At 71.6% G+C, this 15749-nt stretch carries 18 protein-coding genes; 14 read left to right on the top strand and 4 right to left on the bottom strand.

What is annotated here, in order from left to right:
* Positions 1 to 61: 61 nt before the first annotated feature.
* The 8 genes from KBX08_RS10210 to KBX08_RS10245 all read left to right on the top strand — a co-directional run bounded on the left by KBX08_RS10210 (position 62) and on the right by KBX08_RS10245 (position 7985).
* Complete coding sequence (locus KBX08_RS10210; RefSeq protein WP_210782734.1) at positions 62 to 1288, top strand: LCP family protein; 1227 nt, start codon at positions 62 to 64, stop codon at positions 1286 to 1288.
* A 159-nt stretch (positions 1289 to 1447) separates the two neighbouring features.
* Positions 1448 to 2716, top strand: coding sequence for an LCP family protein (locus KBX08_RS10215; RefSeq protein ID WP_210782736.1), 1269 nt, complete (start codon positions 1448 to 1450; stop codon positions 2714 to 2716).
* Between the two features lie 221 nt (positions 2717 to 2937).
* Positions 2938 to 3855, top strand: coding sequence for an LCP family protein (locus tag KBX08_RS10220; RefSeq protein ID WP_307850502.1), 918 nt, complete (start codon positions 2938 to 2940; stop codon positions 3853 to 3855).
* Positions 3856 to 3913: 58 nt separating this feature from the next.
* Entirely contained in the window at positions 3914 to 4249 is a 336-nt protein-coding gene (locus KBX08_RS10225; RefSeq protein ID WP_030487745.1) for a rhodanese-like domain-containing protein, read from the top strand.
* Positions 4250 to 4259: 10 nt separating this feature from the next.
* Positions 4260 to 5048 (top strand): glycerophosphodiester phosphodiesterase family protein, encoded by a 789-nt coding sequence (locus tag KBX08_RS10230; RefSeq protein WP_210782738.1) that lies wholly within the window; start codon positions 4260 to 4262, stop codon positions 5046 to 5048.
* Positions 5049 to 5102: 54 nt separating this feature from the next.
* Positions 5103 to 6557 carry a PAS domain-containing sensor histidine kinase gene (locus KBX08_RS10235; RefSeq protein ID WP_210782740.1) on the top strand — a complete coding sequence of 485 codons (1455 nt, stop codon included), beginning with the start codon at positions 5103 to 5105 and terminating at the stop codon, positions 6555 to 6557.
* Between the two features lie 61 nt (positions 6558 to 6618).
* Positions 6619 to 7038: an ATP-binding protein gene (locus tag KBX08_RS10240; RefSeq protein WP_238687953.1), complete on the top strand. Its 420-nt coding sequence runs from the start codon at positions 6619 to 6621 to the stop codon at positions 7036 to 7038.
* 59 nt (positions 7039 to 7097) lie between these two features.
* Positions 7098 to 7985, top strand: a complete 888-nt coding sequence (locus KBX08_RS10245; protein WP_210782745.1) for a DUF5926 family protein — start codon at positions 7098 to 7100, stop codon at positions 7983 to 7985.
* Positions 7986 to 8081: 96 nt separating this feature from the next.
* Here KBX08_RS10245 and KBX08_RS10250 read toward each other — a convergent pair whose 3' ends face one another.
* Positions 8082 to 9299 carry an arginine deiminase gene (locus KBX08_RS10250; RefSeq protein ID WP_091396783.1) on the bottom strand — a complete coding sequence of 406 codons (1218 nt, stop codon included), beginning with the start codon at positions 9297 to 9299 and terminating at the stop codon, positions 8082 to 8084.
* 163 nt (positions 9300 to 9462) lie between these two features.
* Here KBX08_RS10250 and KBX08_RS10255 point away from each other — a divergent pair, with 163 nt between their 5' ends.
* From KBX08_RS10255 to pheA, 5 genes are all read left to right on the top strand, one after another.
* A complete protein-coding gene (locus KBX08_RS10255; protein ID WP_112583868.1) occupies positions 9463 to 10200 on the top strand; it encodes a hypothetical protein in 738 nt (245 codons plus the stop codon).
* Between the two features lie 169 nt (positions 10201 to 10369).
* Positions 10370 to 10828, top strand: a complete 459-nt coding sequence (locus tag KBX08_RS10260; protein ID WP_112583869.1) for a hypothetical protein — start codon at positions 10370 to 10372, stop codon at positions 10826 to 10828.
* A 75-nt stretch (positions 10829 to 10903) separates the two neighbouring features.
* On the top strand, positions 10904 to 11293 hold the full coding sequence (locus tag KBX08_RS10265; RefSeq protein ID WP_210782747.1) for an ACT domain-containing protein: 390 nt from the start codon (positions 10904 to 10906) through the stop codon (positions 11291 to 11293).
* Between the two features lie 207 nt (positions 11294 to 11500).
* Positions 11501 to 11995: a hypothetical protein gene (locus tag KBX08_RS10270; protein WP_210782749.1), complete on the top strand. Its 495-nt coding sequence runs from the start codon at positions 11501 to 11503 to the stop codon at positions 11993 to 11995.
* Between the two features lie 10 nt (positions 11996 to 12005).
* Entirely contained in the window at positions 12006 to 12959 is a 954-nt protein-coding gene (gene pheA / locus KBX08_RS10275) for a prephenate dehydratase (protein ID WP_210782751.1), read from the top strand.
* Between the two features lie 87 nt (positions 12960 to 13046).
* Here pheA and KBX08_RS10280 read toward each other — a convergent pair whose 3' ends face one another.
* The 3 genes from KBX08_RS10280 to KBX08_RS10290 all read right to left on the bottom strand — a co-directional run bounded on the left by KBX08_RS10280 (position 13047) and on the right by KBX08_RS10290 (position 14847).
* Positions 13047 to 13769, bottom strand: a complete 723-nt coding sequence (locus KBX08_RS10280) for an AIM24 family protein (RefSeq protein ID WP_210782753.1) — start codon at positions 13767 to 13769, stop codon at positions 13047 to 13049.
* Positions 13770 to 13918: 149 nt separating this feature from the next.
* On the bottom strand, positions 13919 to 14266 hold the full coding sequence (locus KBX08_RS10285) for a metallopeptidase family protein (RefSeq protein WP_196924705.1): 348 nt from the start codon (positions 14264 to 14266) through the stop codon (positions 13919 to 13921).
* Positions 14267 to 14415: 149 nt separating this feature from the next.
* Positions 14416 to 14847, bottom strand: a complete 432-nt coding sequence (locus KBX08_RS10290) for an OsmC family protein (RefSeq protein WP_210782755.1) — start codon at positions 14845 to 14847, stop codon at positions 14416 to 14418.
* 132 nt (positions 14848 to 14979) lie between these two features.
* Between KBX08_RS10290 and KBX08_RS10295 the strand changes: the two genes are divergently transcribed.
* A complete protein-coding gene (locus KBX08_RS10295) occupies positions 14980 to 15717 on the top strand; it encodes a hypothetical protein (RefSeq protein WP_210782757.1) in 738 nt (245 codons plus the stop codon).
* Positions 15718 to 15749: the final 32 nt, after the last annotated feature.

Consider the following 15749-nt stretch of genomic DNA (forward strand, 5'->3'; position numbering starts at 1 on the left):
CCGCCTGCCGCTGAGTGTCGCCTGAAGGCGGCAGTGGCTCCCGCTACGTACCCTGAGTTACATGTCCGCGACCTCGTCAGCCGGTGTCCCGCATCCGTACCTGCACCGCAGCGCCGGGCGCGCATCGGTGCCCGGCCCCGATCGGGGCGCCTCCGGGCGCGCCCGTCCGACCGAGGCGCGCTTCTACCCGTCGTACGACGAGGAGCAGCCTCGGTCCGGCGGCCCGGCGGGGCCCACCGGGCCCGGTGGGCCGGGTGGCACCGGCGGGTCGGGGCGGCGCGGCCCGCGACCGCGTTGGGGTCGGATCGCCCTGGTGGCCGGGGCCGCGGTGCTGGTGCTGGCGCTGCTCGGCAGCGTCGGCGCCTGGTTGTACGCCCGCAACCTCAACAGTGACCTGGCCCGCACCGACCCGTTCTCGGAGATCACCGGTGGTCGGCCCGCCAAGACCGTCGACGGTGCGCTGAACATCCTGCTGGTCGGCAGCGACTCACGGGACCCGGACGCGCCGGTCGACAGCAAGAGTCAGTGGCGCGCCGACACGATCATCGTCATGCACATTCCGGCCGATCACCAGGAGGCCTACCTGGTCTCCATCCCCCGGGACCTGTACGTGCCGATCCCGGAGAGCGCCGGCGCGGACTGCGGCTCCGGTTCGCGCGCGAAGATCAACGCAGCGTTCGCGTTCGGTGGGCTGCCGCTGGCGGTACGCACCGTGGAGTGCTTCACCGACGTTCGGATCGACCACGTGATGGCTATCGACTTCGGCGGTTTCAAGGAGGTCACCGACGCTCTCGGCGGGGTGGACCTGAAGGTGGAGCGCACCATCACCTCGATCCACAAGCCGTACCGGACCTTCACCAAGGGCACCAACCACATGGACGGCGCGGAGGCGCTGGACTGGATCCGGCAACGCAAGCAGTTCCCGGACGGGGACTTCGCCCGGATGCGGCACCAGCAGGAGTTCCTTCGGGCACTGATGGACAAGGCGGCCAGCACCGGCACGCTGGCGAACCCGAAGAAGCTCAACGATTTCCTCAAGTCGGTGACCGCGGCCGTAACCGTCGACCAGACTTTCTCGGTTACAGACATGGCGCTGCAGTTCCGTAACCTGCGCGGCCAGAACCTCACCTTTGTGACCAGCCCGAACTCGGGCAGCGACACCATCAACGGCGAGTCGGTGGTGGTGTCGGACCGGGAGAAGGCGCTCGCGATGTACCAGGCCATGTCCGGAGACACGATGGCCGACTGGGTCAAGGCGAACCCGCCGAAGAGCAACGACGGCGGCTGACCGTGGCCCGGCTGGCACCAGCCGTTCGGGTCATCGAGCAGCGACGATCGACTGAGTCTGCGAAATTCGACGTCCGGATTGACCCGGGATGAACTCGCCAAGTCGATTTGATGTACGTACAGTGGTGCCGCCCCCTCCTGATCACGAGCTGGAGCACGCATGCCGGTTCAGGCCAGTCGTCGCCCTTCTTCCTCCGGGTCCGCCGCCCCCAGCGGTCGAGTCGCTGCGGCCATACCCGCGCAGGCACGCCCCTCGGGCGGCGGGCCGGGCTCGCGTCCGCCCGGCAGCGGCGGTGGTGGCGGTGGCGACCGCCCGGGTGGTGGTGGGTCGAAGAAGCGGACCAAGCGCAAGGACCCGCTCTGGGCCAGGCTGACCGTCGTCTTCGGTGCCGTGCTGATGCTGAGCAGCGGGGTGGCCATCGTCGGCAGCAAGGCGTTGATCGGGCAGGCGACCGGCGGCATCGCGAAGGGCAACCTGCTGGGTGACGCCGGCAAGTCCGACGCCGAGGGCGGTGCGAGCCTGGACGGCCCGATCGACATGCTGCTGCTCGGCGTGGACGCGCGGGAGCGCTGGGCCGCCGACGACGTCCGCTCCGACAGCATCATCGTCCTGCACATTCCGGCCACGCACGACCAGGCGTACCTGATCTCGATCCCGCGGGACACCGAGGCGCAGATCCCGGCGTTCAAGAAGAGCGGCTACGGCGGCGGCTCCGGAAAGATCAACGCCGCGTTCCAGGCCGGTGCCGCCAACGGTGGCGGCTGGGAGGGTGGCGCCCAGCTGATGGCCCAGACGATCAAGCGCCTCACCGGGATCAGCTTCGACGGCGCGGCGATCATCAACTTCGGTGGCTTCAAGAACGTCATCGACACCCTGGGCACGGTGCGGATCTGCGTCAGCCAGGAGGTCAAGTCGCTGCACATGTCGTACGTCGACGGCAAGCCGATGTGGAACGCGGACGCCAAGAAGACCGGCAAGCAGCGGACCCCGGTGGTGCACAAGAAGGGCTGCCAGGAGATGGAGGGTTGGGCCGCGCTGGACTACTCCCGGCAGCGCAAGTCCCTCAAGAACGGCGACTACGACCGGCAGGCCAACCAGCAGCAGCTGATCAAGGCGATGGCGAAGAAGGCCACCGAGGGCGGGATGTTGTCCAACCCGGCCAAGATGAACAACCTGATCAAGGCGGCGGGCAAGGCGTTCGTGCTGGACACCGGCGGCGTGCCGATCGAGGACTTCATCTTCACCATGCGCGGGGTCACCGGCAACGAGCTGACCATGCTCAAGACCAACAATGGCACCTTCAACGCCAACGACAACAACACCGAGGGCTTGAGCGAAGAGACGATGGCCATGTTCCAGGCGGTCAAGCAGGACAAGCTCGCCGAATTCGTCTTCACCCACCCCGAGGTGATCTCCACCCGCAAGTGAGGGCCGGGAGTCGCGGAAAGCCAGCGACGACCTCCTCACCGCCCGTAGCCTGACGTGAGCAGGTTTCACGTATCGGCTGCGGGGAGGCGGTCACGTCCAGGTGGGGACGGAACGCAACGGGCCGGGCCGGGACGGCCCCGTCCGCCCGGTCGCCTCGCGCCCGTTGGCCGCGGATCCTGCTCGGCATCGGCCTGGCTCTCGTCCTACTGGCGGGGCTCGCCGTGGCCGGGCTCAAGACGCTCAGCCACCGCTACGACCGCACGGTGACCAAGGAGCAACTGCTCGACGCCGACGCCCGCACCGACCGCACCGACCTGGACGGGCCGCTCAACTACCTCCTCGTCGGCTCCGACCGGCGCCCGGGCGACAGCGGCCCCGACCAACGCTCCGACACCATCCTCATCGTGCACGTCCCCGCCGGGCAGCGGCAGGCGTACCTGGTCTCCATCCCGCGTGACCTGCTGGTCGCCATCCCGCCTGCGAACGGCTTCGGCGGCGGTCAAGACAAGATCAATGCCGCGTACGAGCACGGCGGCGGCGGGCAGGCCGGCGCCCAACTGCTCTCCGCCACCCTGCACCGGCTCACCGGAATCCGGTTCGACGGCGCCGCGCTGATCGACTTCTCCGGCTTCCGGAAGGTCATCGACCTGCTCGGCGGGGTGGAGATGTGCGTGGACACCGAGGTCCGCTCGATCCACACCAACCGGGTCTTCCCCACCGGCTGCCACCAGATGGACGGCGCGCAGGCGCTGGACTACGTCCGACAGCGCTACGACCTGCCCGGCGGTGACTACGACCGGCAGCACCACCAGCAGCAGCTGCTCCGGGCGATGTTGGACAGCGCCGGCAGGGCGGACCTGCGGAGCAACCCCGTCAAACTGGACCAGGTGCTCCGGGCGGTCGGCGGCTCCTTGACCGTCGACACCAACGGCGTACCCCTGGAGGACCTGCTCCTCGCGCTGCGCGCGCTGCCGCCCGACGGGATGCGCGGCGTCCAGGTGCCCTCCTCGCCGCAGACCATCGACGAGGTCTCGTACGTGGTGCTGGACAACGGCGGCAACGGGCTCTTCGAGGCGCTCCGCGGCACTGAGGTGCCGGCCTGGGCGCAGGCCAACCCTCGCTGGGTGTCCCGGTTGTGACGGTGCCGACGGCCCGGTCGGTGCCGAACCGGCCCATGAGGATCTAGTGTTGCTTCCTGTGTTCGGACCCCAGGTTCCCACCGTGCCCGTGACCGAGATCGCCGACGAGACCTACCTGCTGGACGTGCGGGAGGACGACGAGTGGGCGGCCGGCCACGCGCCCACCGCCCACCACCTGCCGATGATGGAGCTGCCGGCCCGGCTGGCCGAGGTGCCCACCGACCGGGAGGTGGCTGTCGTCTGCCGTTCCGGCGGACGTTCCGCCCAGGTCGTCGCCTACCTGATCAACAACGGCTGGGAGCAGGTACGCAACGCCGACGGCGGGATGCGCCAGTGGGCTGCGGTCGGCCGACCGGTGGTCGACGCGAACGGGCAGCCCGGCCAGGTCATCTGAGGCCGGCGGAATGGGCGGGCCACTGGTCTTCGCGCACCGCGGCGCCTCGTTCGACCTACCCGAGCACACCCTCGCCGCGTATCTGCGCGCCCTCGACGAGGGCGCCGACGGCCTGGAGTGCGACGTCCGGCTGACCCGGGACGGGCACCTGGTCTGCGTGCACGACCGACGACTCGACCGCACCAGCAACGGTCGCGGTCTGGTCAGCGCGCGTACGCTCGCCGAGCTGGACGCCCTGGACTTCGGCTCGTGGCACCCGGGCAGCGCCCCGATCGGCGACCTGCCACCGGACGAGTCGCACACCCGGCTGCTGACCCTGGCCCGGCTCCTGGACGCGGTGCTCGCCGCCGGGCGACCGGTCCGACTGCTGGTGGAGACGAAGCACCCGTCCCGCTACGGCTCGAACGTGGAACGGCGACTGGTCAGCCTGCTGCGCCGGTACGGGCTGGCCGACCCCGCGCCGGACGACCCGGTGCAGGTCACCGTCATGTCGTTCTCCCCGCTGGCGGTCCGTCGGGTGCGCGAGCTGGCCCCGACGCTGCCCACCGTGCTGTTGCTGGAAGTGCTGCCGCGCTGGCTGCGGTTGGGTCGGCTACCGTTCGGCACCCGGATCGCCGGGCCGGGCATCGGCCTGGTCCGGGCCCGCCCGCAGCTGCTGCCCGCACTGCGCGCGGCCGGCAACCAGGTGTACGTCTGGACGGTCAACGAGCCGACCGACCTGGAGCTGGTGCTGGCCGCCGGCGTGGACGGGATCATCACCGACCGGCCCGCGTACGCCCTCGCCCGGCTGGACCGCTGACCCATCGACCGGGCGGGGGTGCCCAAAACCCGGTCGGCGGGGCAGACTCGGCACATGCCGGAGCGTATCGATTTCCCCGCTCTCCTCGCCGGCCACACCGTCGTGATCGAGATGATCAACTCTGGGGACGCGGGCCTGCCGGTCCTCACCCAACTACTCCGGGTGGCCCAGCCTGCGCTCGGCGCCACCGGGATGGCGTTCGTCGAGTTCGGTCCGACCGGCGGTCGCGTCATCGCCGCGACCGGCGCGGCGGAGTGGGCCCTCGGCCGACCACTGGCTGTCGACGACCCGGACACCGTCTGCCTGCTCTCCGGGCCACGGGTACGCCAGGCGCGGGTGAGTGACCTCAACGGCAAGCTGGCCGGCGAACTGGCCGGCAGCGGCCTGCGCCGGATGGTCGTCTCCCGGGCCGAGATCGGCGGGCACACCGTCGGCAGCCTGCACGCGCTCTACCCGGGCGACGACGAGCCGGGTGCCGAGCAGCAGGGGGTGATCGCTTATCTCGCCTCCTGCGTCGGGCACATGTACGGCGACCAGAGTGGCCTGCCGGTGCACGGCGACGGCCCGGTGGTGGCGGCCCTCGCCGACGGGCTGGCCGTCGTCGACCGGGACGGGCACGTCCGGCTCTGGAACCCGGCAGCCGCCCAGGTCACCGGCCGGACGGTCGAGCAGGCGCTGAGCCACCCGTTGCCGTTCCCACTGCCGCCCTCCGGGCAGGTTCGGGACCACCGGATGCCGGACGGCCGCTGGCTGCGGATCACCTCCGGCGACCTGCCCGGCCCGGGAACGTTACGGGTGGTCACCTTCCGCGACATCACCGACCAGCAGCGCCGCGACCACGACCGAGAGCTGTTCGTCGCGGTGACCAGCCACGAGCTGCGCACCCCGGTCACCGTCATCAAGGGGTACGCGGACACCCTCACCGACCACTGGGAGTCGCTGACCGACGTCGACCGACGGCAGGCGGCCCGGGTGATCGGGCAACGCGCCAACGAGCTGGCCCGGCTGGTCGACCGTCTGCTCAGCTCGGCGGCCGAGGTAGGGCCGGGCGACGACCCTCCCACCCCGTTCGACCTCGGCGAGGCGCTGCGTTCCGCCGTCGTCGACCTGCCGGCGGAGCTGCGCCGCCGGCTGGTGCTCCGCCTCCCGAGCGATCTACCCAAGGCGCTCGGTCACCGGCCCAGCCTGGCCACCGTGCTGACCGAGTTGACGACCAACGCCGGTAAATACTCGGCACCTGGTTCTCCCATCGAGATCACCGCCTCCGGCGACGGTCATCTGGTGGCGTTCCGGGTCAGCGACCAGGGCATCGGCATCCGACCCGAGCACGTGGAACGGGCGTTCGACCGGTTCTGGCAGGGCGAGTCCGGCGACCGTCGCGGCTACCCGGGGGCCGGGCTCGGCCTCTATCTCGTCCGTCGGATCGTTGAACAGCAGAATGGATGGGTATCCCTACGTCCGAGGACCGGCGGCGGTACGGTCGCAGAGGTGCGGCTACCACGCGGTTGACCAGGGGTGGCGCGACGTGGAGGCGACGGTGGCAGCGGCAACGAGGGATCGAGCCTGGTGCGTGGTGGTTCCCCACCACCCGGGCGGGGCACGGCTGGCCCGACACCGGCTCGCCGCCGAGCTGACGGACGTCGTACCCCCGACGCTCCTCGCGGACCTGATCGCGGTGCTCGCGGAGCTGGTGGGCAACGCGGTGCGGCACGCCAGACCGCTGCCCGGCGGCGTGATCCGGGTTGCCTGGCAGCTGAGGCCCTCGGCCGAGGGCGCACTGATCCAGCTTCGGGTCACCGACGGCGGCAGCGCGAGCACCGGGCCGCGGCTCCGGACGGCCAACCCGGACGCGGCGGACGGGCGCGGGCTGCACATCGTCGCCGGCCTGGCCACCCGTTGGGGCGTCGAGCGGGACGGCATGGGCCAGCGCGTCTGGGCGGAGTTCGACCCGGCGCCGACACCTCGACCCGACCTGGTGTCGGCGGGCTGAGGACGGCTCGGGCGGGTCCCGGTCACGGCGAGCCGCTCGGGGCTCTAGGCTGTGACGCCGTGAGTAAGCGTCGAAAGAGCCAGCGCGCCGCCGCCGACACCACCCCCCGTCGCGACAAGGTGCGAGACGTCTTCGTGCCGCGTCCGTTCGACGGGCTGGTCGACGAGTCCGAGTGGATCGCGCTGCGCGAGTTGGTGCCCGCCGCCTCCGCCCCGCTGCGCCTGGCACCCGCCCTGGTCGAGGAATTCGGCGACCGGGCGGCGACGCTCGCCACGGTGCTGCCGATGGCCGCCCCGGCGATCACCAAGCCGGACGGCCGGGTGCTGATCGGTCTCCAGCGCCACCAGCAGTCCGGCGACGTGTCGCGGGACCTGGCCGACGCGTTGCTCAGCGCGCTGCGTGCCGAGCCGGGTGGCCAGGTGGCAGTGCCGCCACTGCCCGGCCCCGGGCCGCGGCTGCAGGACATCCTCGTGGACGGTCCGCTGGACATCACCATGCACGACGGTTTCGACTTCTGGCTCGACCCCGGGGCAGCCGACGATCCGACCGTCCAGGCGTCGCTGGAGCGGGCGAACGCGGCCATCTACCCGACGGTCCGGCTGACCGCGGCGAAGGCCGCGTACTGGTGTCAGGTCCCGGAGAAGGCCCACGTGCGCTGGGTGCTGCCGGACGACGAGGACGCCGCCCTGGACGCGCTGGCCCGACTCGGCGCGGCCGGCACGCTGACGCTCGGCGAGCAGACCAAGTTCGCCGGCATGTTCCGCGCGCACGGTCGACTCGTGCCGGTCTGGGACCTGCCGGAGGAGACCCCGGCCGCCGAGTGGGAGGAGCCGGTGGCGCAGTTCGCCAAGCGCTACGCCGAGGCGCTCACCGTCGCCGACCCACTCGACGCCGCCGGCCGCCGGGCCCGTCAGGGGCTGCTCGGCCGCCAGCTCACCCTGCGCTGAGCCGGGGCCGTCGTTCCGCTCGGCCGGGCGAGCTCAGGCGGCGTCTCGCTCAGCCGGGGTCGTACCGCTCAGCGGGGTGACGGGCCGGTCGTGTGCTCAGCCGGCGACGGGTAGCGGGTCGCGGGTGATCGGGCAGGACATGCAGCGCGGCCCGCCCCGACCGGAGCCCAACTCGGAGCCGGCGATCGGGATCACCTCGATGCCGGCCCGCTCCAGTTGGGCGTTGGTCTCCGTGTTGCGCTCGTAGCCGACGCAGAGCCGGGGGGCCAGCGCGAGAGTGTTGTTGCCGTCGTCCCACTGCTCGCGTTCCGCGGTGACCGGATCCAGCCCGGTGTCGATGACCCGGAGCAGGTCGAGGTCCATCGCGTCGGCGGCGGCCCGCAGGAACGGCGCCGGCCCGTCCACCCGGGGGTCCTCGCCGTCCCCGCCGGCGATCACCGTGTACGCGGACAGCGTGCTCGCGATGTTGGGGTACATCAGGACGGCGTCCACGTCGACCATCGTGCACACGGTGTCCAGGTGCATGGTGGCGCGCTTCTGGGCGATCGGCACCACCAGGATGGTGTGGGCCAGGCCGGCGGCGAAGACCTGCCGACCGAGGCGTTCCGCGCCGGCCGGGGTCGTCCGCTCGCCCACCCCGACCGCCAGCACCCCGGGCGCGAGCAGCAGCACGTCCCCGCCCTCCAGGTGCTCCAGGCTGGGGCGGTAGACGAACTCGGTGCCGGCGAACCGGGGGTGGTGGCGGTAGATGGCGTCGGTCAGTGTGGTCTCCCGGCGGCGGGCCGGCATGGCCAGGCTGGTGACACCGACCCGGTCGCCGATCCACAGCGACGAGTCGCGGGTGAAGAGCAGGTTGGGCAACGGGTCGATGACGAAGTCGTGTCGGTCCATCAGCGTGTAGACCAGCCCACCCGGTCGCTCGGAGCTGATCCGCAACTCCTCGTGGGCCAGCCCGGCGGTGAGCACGTCGGCGAGCGCGGCCGGGTCCAGGTAGGAGAGGTGGTCGGCGACACGGGCGCGCAGCGTGTCGCCGAGCCGCCGGGAGCGCAGCACCTGCTCGGTGAGTTCGGCCCGGGCGTCCGCGACGGCCAGCGTCTCGGCCAGCAGGGTGGCCAGGTAGAGCACCTCGACGCCGCGCTCGCGCAGGGCGGCGGCGAACGCGTCGTGCTCCTCCTGGGCGCGCCCCACCCAGGGGATCGCGTCGAACAGGAGCGAGTCGTTGTTGCGCGGGGTGAGCCGGGCCAGTTCGGGGCCGGGCCGGTGCAGCAGTACGGTGCCGAGCCGCCCGACTTCACTGTCGACGTAGTGGGTCACTCCCGCAGCGTAGGGCAGGGTTTAGCGGCATCCGAGAAAAGAACTGTGGATGAATATGGCATTCATCCACAGTCATTCCGGCGCTCCGGCTTGCAGAACACCGGTAGTGGCAACGTAGGGTAGTGAGGACATAACTTCGAGGGACCTTTTGCCGGAGGTCGCGATGACTGTCTTTCCCGCACGACGAGCCGTACCGTCCGCTCGGGCACTGCCGCCCGTCGCGGTGCCACACCCCCGCGTCGAGGCGCCGGGGGTTCTCGAACCGGTCCGTCCGACCCCGCTCGAGTGGGCCCGCCGCCGTCGGGCCGAGCGGGGTGCACGCCGCCTGGAGGCGGCCGGGGCACGGGCGTTGGGCCAACTCGACCACCTCGGGCCTGCCTGGCACGTGATCGAGTGGCCGCGCACCGACGTGACGGACGTCCTCGACCGCGGTCAGGACGAACGAGCCGGGTTCCTCGCCATCGGGCCGAGTGGCCTGTTTGCCGTGACCATCGCCGACCACGGCCGAGCCAGGGTGCTCGTCGCCGGCGACGTGGTGCAGATCAACGGCAAGCGGCCTCCGTACGTGGCCGAGTCCCGCCGGGACGCCAAGCGGGCCAGCAAGGCGCTCTCCGAGGCGGTGGGGCTGCCCGTTCCGGTGACGCCGGTGCTGACCTTCGTCGGCTCGGGCGTGATCAGCGTCTACGGCCTTCCGAAGGACTGTCTGATGGCCACCCACCGGGAACTGGACCGGCTGCTCGTCGCCGGCGGCAGCCGGATCAGCCCGGCCACAGCCGAGAAGCTTTCCCGGGTCGCACAGCACCCGGGCACCTGGCTGAACGGCACGTACCGTCCAACCGCCGACTACCGGTGGTACGACGAGGGCCGAACGGCCGCTGACAAGCCGGCCCACCGCCGGTAACGTCACCGGCGACGCCACGCGGCTCCGGTCCCCCCGTTCACCTCACCGGTCTCCGCGCCGTCACCGGTCGCCTCGGTTCACGCTGCGCGCCCCGGTGACCCGGTGCGCTCGGTGATTCCGTCGGCGACCCGCTAGCGTGGACAGTCGATCGGTGCACATAGGAGGCGCGGTGGCCCACGTCGAACTTTCGCTCTCGGAAGCGTTCGTGCCGGCGGCGCGGGCCTCGACAGAGCCGGAGTCCGACAACGTCGGCCAATGGTCGTCGACAGTCTCCCGGGCGGACGAGCCGTGCCTGCTGATCGACGCCGACACCCGGGTGGTGGCGATCTCCACGGCCGGTTGCGAGCTGCTCTGTCTCGGTGAGCCGGCCGGGCTGATCGGGCGACCGTTGCTCGATGGCGGGCTGCGCCTGCTCGACTTCACCGCCAACCGGGGCGAGCTGACCGAAGCCGAGATCGACAAGATTCCGCCCCTGCTGGCGCTCTCCTCCGGCCGGCTCGCCCGTGGGCTACTCAGGGTGCAGGCCGCCTCGGCGAACAGCTCCGACGCGACAGTAGACGCGATCTCCACCCCGGTGCTCACCGACGGCACCGTGGCCGGCTCACTCACCTTCTTCTCCGAGGTCTGACCTGCGGCGCAGTGTGTCCCTCGCCGCACGCGGCGTTGCCCGGGCGGGTCCACACGAAGGCCGTAGGGTGCCCTCATGCTCGATATCGCCCTGCTGCCGGGGGAATACGCTGTGTGCCGGCTCGCCCCCGGCACCACCCTGCCGTACGCGCTGTCAAGCGGGCTGCGCGGCGCGGACGTGGTGACGGTGAGCTGGACCTCCGACGGGATCTCCGTGATCTGCCCGACCGAGCGGGCGCCGGCACAGGCCGTGGTGGAGACGACCTGGCGTTGCCTACGGGTCACCGCCCCGGTGGCCCTGGCCGGCACCGGCAGCCTTGCCGCGCTGGTCGACCCGCTCGCCGAGGCACGGGTCAGCGCCGTCACCTTCTCCACGTTCGACACCGACTATCTGCTGGTGCCTACCGTCCGTTTGATCGAGGGCACGGCCGCGCTCCAGCGCGCCGGGCACCGCGTCACCGGCTGACCTTCACCCGACCCGCCGCTCGCCCTACGATGGGCTCGGCCACCCCGGCCGCGACGAATTCTCCGATGTCCCGAGGATCGGCCCGTGCCGTTCACCCCACCCCCGCCCGCGTCCCCCTCACCGCGGTCGACGATCCACCCCCCACCGGCGGCTGCTGGCCGGGCAGCCGATCGCGTTCCGGCGCGGAGCCTCGCCCGAGTCCTGCCGATGGCGCTCGCCGTCGCGGCGCTGGCCGGCTGCGGCGCCCCACCCGGGCTGGGGGAGCCGACCAGCGTGCCCACCCACACCGCAGCCCCGACACCGTCCGGACCGAGCACCGCACCGGCCACCCCGCCCACCACCGCGCCGTCTCCCGGTACGGTCACGCCCACCCCGGACGCCGGGTTGGTCGCGACGGCCTGCCGCAACGGGCCGACCGGCCAGCGGGTGCTGCAACTGTTGCGCGGCCGGGCCGGAGTGCTGCCGGCGAACGTCCGGGTCCAGGTCCGCACCGGGCCGCTCTGCGCCGCTGACTGGCAGTTCACGGTGCTGACGGTGACCGGGCACGAGGAACTCCAGGTGATCACCCGGGGCGAGCCCGGTTCCCCGGTGCTGGTCACCGCCGGCACGGACGTCTGCACCATCGAGGTACGCGCCACCAGCCCGGCCGGGATTCGCGCCCTCGCCTGTGACGCCGGCCCGGCCAACGGGCCGGGTGCGTAGGCTGATCGGCATGCCGGGAACACCGCCGACACGTTTCGTCTTCCTCGGGCCGGAGGGCACCTTCGCCGAGCAGGCCCTGCGTTCCATACCCGCCGCCGAGCGCGGCACCCGTACGCCCGCCCGCAGCGTCGGAGAGGCGCTGGACAGCGTCCGCGCCGGCGACGCCGACGCCGCGCTGGTGCCACTGGAGAACTCGATCGGCGGCGCGGTGGGCGTCACGCTGGACGAGATGGCCGAGGGCGAGCCGCTGGTGATCACCCGGGAGGTGATCCTGCCGGTGGAGTTCGTGCTCGCCGCGCGGCCCGACACCCCGCTGACCTCGATCCGCACCGTGGCGGCCCATCCACAGGCGTCCACCCAGTGCCGGGGCTGGTTGCGCAACCACCTGCCCGACGCCGTGGTGGTCGACGTGCTCTCCAACGGCGCGGCCGCCGCCGGCGCCGGCACGGGTGAGTACGACGCGGCGATCTGCGCACCGATCGGAGCCTCCCGGCACCGACTCACCACACTCGCCGACAAGATCGCCGACCACCCCGACGCGGTGACCCGGTTCGCGCTGGTGTCCCGCCCCGGGCCGCCACCGCCGCCGACCGGTGACGACCTCACCTCGCTCGCGGTCTACATCGCCCACGACCGGGTCGGCGCGCTGCTGTCCGTGCTGATGGAGTTGGCCGTCCGTGGGGTCAACCTGACCCGGATCGAATCCCGGCCGACCGGCGAGGCGTTGGGCCGCTACGTCTTCTTCCTGGACTGCACCGGCCACGTGGCCGACGTACGCCTGGGCGAGGCTTTGCAGGGGCTCCGCAGGGTCTGTGCCGACGTCCGCTTCCTGGGGTCCTACCCCCGGCACCGGTGGGCCGAGGCGGGCGAACGCCCGGTGCCCGCGCCAGCGGGGCTCTCCGACGTCGACTACGCCGACGCGGTGGCCTGGCTGACCCGCCTGCGTACCGGTGAGTTGACCTGACCGGCGCGGAGCGCCCCCAAGAGAACGGGAGCGCCCGCGCCGCTGCGGTCAGCCCGACAGGTCCGGTGCGGCCAGCGCCACTCCCGGTCAGCTCAGCAGACCGCCGAGCAGACCGCCCTCCTGCTGCTGCTGGCCACTGCCCATGATCGGCGGCTCCTCGGACGGCTGCACCACGACGAAGCCCTGACCGGCGAAGCTCATGGTGAACGACTCGCCGGTGCGACGCCCGAGCAGAGTGCCGAGGCCGAGCTGTTCGGCCCGGTGGTAGCCGGTCTGGAGGTTGGCCGACCAGCAGACCGCAGCCTGGGGGTCGACGTACGTCGGGGCGTCCACGTTCAGCACGACCGGGGTGCCCCTGGTGGTGATGGCGATCCGCCCGTAGCCGGTGAACACACAGTTGAAGAGGCCGGACGAGGACGCCATCCCGGCGCCGCCGACCATCCTGATGTCGTACTGGAGGGTGGAGTCGAAGGCGAGCACGCTGCTGCCGTTGATGGAGAGGGAGTCGCCCGGCTCCAGGTCGATGATGTGCACGTCCTTGGCCAGCTCGGCGAGGAAGACGTCACCCTGCCCGGTGACCTTCATCAGCGGGACGCCCTCGCCGGTGAGCTTCTGCTTGAGGAACTTGCCGAGCCCGCCGGAACCCAACGCCTGGAACTGCACATTGCCCTGGTAGGCGACCATCGACCCGACCCGGGCCATCGCCTCGCCGTTGAGCTCGATCTTCAACATCTTGGAGTTCTGCAACCGCATGCCGGGCTGCGCGGACTCCTTCTCCAGATTCTCCGCGGAGAACAGCTCGCTGCGCATGAAAGGGCCTCCTGAATAGGGTCGCGTTCGCTGCACCGACGGTAGGCGACCTCGGCAAGCACCGGCCATCGGACGGGCGGCGCGGCGCGGGCGGATCGAACAGCGGGGGCGGGCGTCGAGCGGCGGGGGCGGGCGTCGAGCGGCGGGGCTCAGCCCCAGCCGAGCGCGTGCAACCGCGCGTCGTCGATGCCGAAGTGGTGGGCGATCTCGTGCACCACAGTCACTGCCACCTCGTCGATGACGTCCTCGTCGTTGTCGCAGATCCGCAGGATCGGACGGCGGTAGATGAAGATCCGGTCGGGCAGCACGCCGGAGTAGTCCCAGCCGCGCTCGGTGAGCGCATGCCCCTCGTAGAGGCCGAGCAGGTCGACCTCTCCCGGTGGCGGGTCGTCCTCGACCAGGATCACCACGTTGTTCATCAGGCCGAGTAGTTCTTCGGGCACCTCGTCGAGGGCTTCGCCGACCAACTCCTCGAAGCGCTCACGGCTCATCTCCACCGGCACCTCGCCCATTGTGCCCGACGCGGGGGCACGCGGCCCGGTCCTGCCGGACGACAGTGGCCGTCATCCGCACATGCACGGAAGAAGCGACCACCCTGGATCGGGCGGAGGCTCCTTCCGTGGACGTACGGTGTGGGCCGGTTGGCTCAGGCAGCCAGGTGGGCGTTGAGGGTGATCTCGGCACCCGGCGAGAGCAGGCGAGAGATCGGGCAGTTGGCCTTGGCGGCCTCGGCGAGCTTCTGGAACTCCGCGTCGTCGATCCCCGGGACCTGGCTGACAGTCTCCAGGTCGATCCGGGTGACCGTCATGCCGGCGTCGGTCTTGTCCAGGTGCACCTTGGCGGTGGTCTCGACCGAGGTGGCCGTCGAGCCCGCGTCGGCAAGCGCCTTGGAGAACGCCATCGAGAAGCAGCCGGCGTGCGCGGCGGCGATCAGCTCCTCGGGGTTGGTGCCCTCACCCTCCTCGAAGCGCGACTTGAAGGAGTAGTTGCCGGACAGGCCGCCCTTACCGGTGCGGATGGTGCCCGCGCCCTCGGTGAGATTGCCCTGCCATTGTGCTGAAGCGGTACGGATAGGCATGGGGCAAACGCTAGCGGAAAGGCGACCGCCGAGCGACAGACCGGCGCGCTCGCCAGCCCTGCGATCCCTGTCACCACCAGCTTGCTGTGCCATGATGCGACCCAGGTCCGTGACAGGGCGGAAGGGTGGCCGATGTCCGAGGAGCTTCCGATCCCGCGGCAGGGCGACCGATCCGAGGCCCCGGCGGTGATCGAGTGGGGTGCCGACGAGCCGGCCCCGCGACGCCGCTTCGCCTGGTCCCTGGCCGACTTCACGCAGGATCCTCGTCTGCCCCTGCTGCTCGCCGGTCTGGGCGCGGTGGCCGCGATCGCCTCGCTCGTCGGTGAGTGGCTGGTGATGAACCTGCCGAACGGCGGGCCCGAGGGGAACACGACGATCAAGGTGCCCGCCGGGGTGTCCGAGGTCGGTGGCTTCGGGGTCGGCTACCTGGTCGGGCTTCTTGCCCTCGTCTGCACCGTGGCGCTGACGTTGCGCGGCACGGCGGCCGTGCGGCCGAACGCCCGGCTGGCCGGTCTCACAGTGGCCGGTGCCCTGCTGGCGCTGCTGGTGGCTGCCACGGCCAGCCTCGACAACCCCGGTCAGCGAAACTTCTTCTACTCGCCCCAGGACGGCTTCCAGGTCGAGTACGGCCGTGGGGTGGTGATGGCGTTCGTGGCCTGCGTGCTGTTCGCGGCCGCCCTGCGGCTGACCCCCGCCGCACCCCCCGGCGCGTTCGGGCCGCCGGACGACGACCGCCCCGCCGACCCGCCAGCACCGCGCCCCCGGCGCCGCCGCCGTGACCCCGACCCGATCGAGGACGGCCTCCCCGCTCCAGCCGACCTGACAGTCACCCCCGCCGCCCCCTTCGCCCGCCCCGACCCCCAGCCCTAACCCCCACCCCACCCCACCCCCACCCCGTCCGG

It is taken from the genome of Micromonospora sp. H61 (assembly GCF_018070325.1).
GTDB classification, from domain to species: domain Bacteria; phylum Actinomycetota; class Actinomycetes; order Mycobacteriales; family Micromonosporaceae; genus Micromonospora; species Micromonospora salmantinae.

Excerpts from the sequence above, each read along its gene's own strand:
- KBX08_RS10280 (WP_210782753.1), bottom strand. The coding sequence starts at position 13,769 with ATGCGCAGCGAGCTGTTCTCCGCGGAGAATCTGGAGAAGGAGTCCGCG.
- KBX08_RS10270 (WP_210782749.1), top strand. The coding sequence starts at position 11,501 with ATGGCGCTCGCCGTCGCGGCGCTGGCCGGCTGCGGCGCCCCACCCGGG.
- KBX08_RS10215 (WP_210782736.1), top strand. The coding sequence starts at position 1,448 with ATGCCGGTTCAGGCCAGTCGTCGCCCTTCTTCCTCCGGGTCCGCCGCC.
- KBX08_RS10235 (WP_210782740.1), top strand. The coding sequence starts at position 5,103 with ATGCCGGAGCGTATCGATTTCCCCGCTCTCCTCGCCGGCCACACCGTC.
- KBX08_RS10290 (WP_210782755.1), bottom strand. The coding sequence starts at position 14,847 with ATGCCTATCCGTACCGCTTCAGCACAATGGCAGGGCAATCTCACCGAG.
- KBX08_RS10210 (WP_210782734.1), top strand. The coding sequence starts at position 62 with ATGTCCGCGACCTCGTCAGCCGGTGTCCCGCATCCGTACCTGCACCGC.
- KBX08_RS10265 (WP_210782747.1), top strand. The coding sequence starts at position 10,904 with ATGCTCGATATCGCCCTGCTGCCGGGGGAATACGCTGTGTGCCGGCTC.
- KBX08_RS10255 (WP_112583868.1), top strand. The coding sequence starts at position 9,463 with ATGACTGTCTTTCCCGCACGACGAGCCGTACCGTCCGCTCGGGCACTG.
- KBX08_RS10295 (WP_210782757.1), top strand. The coding sequence starts at position 14,980 with ATGTCCGAGGAGCTTCCGATCCCGCGGCAGGGCGACCGATCCGAGGCC.
- KBX08_RS10230 (WP_210782738.1), top strand. The coding sequence starts at position 4,260 with ATGGGCGGGCCACTGGTCTTCGCGCACCGCGGCGCCTCGTTCGACCTA.
- pheA (WP_210782751.1), top strand. The coding sequence starts at position 12,006 with ATGCCGGGAACACCGCCGACACGTTTCGTCTTCCTCGGGCCGGAGGGC.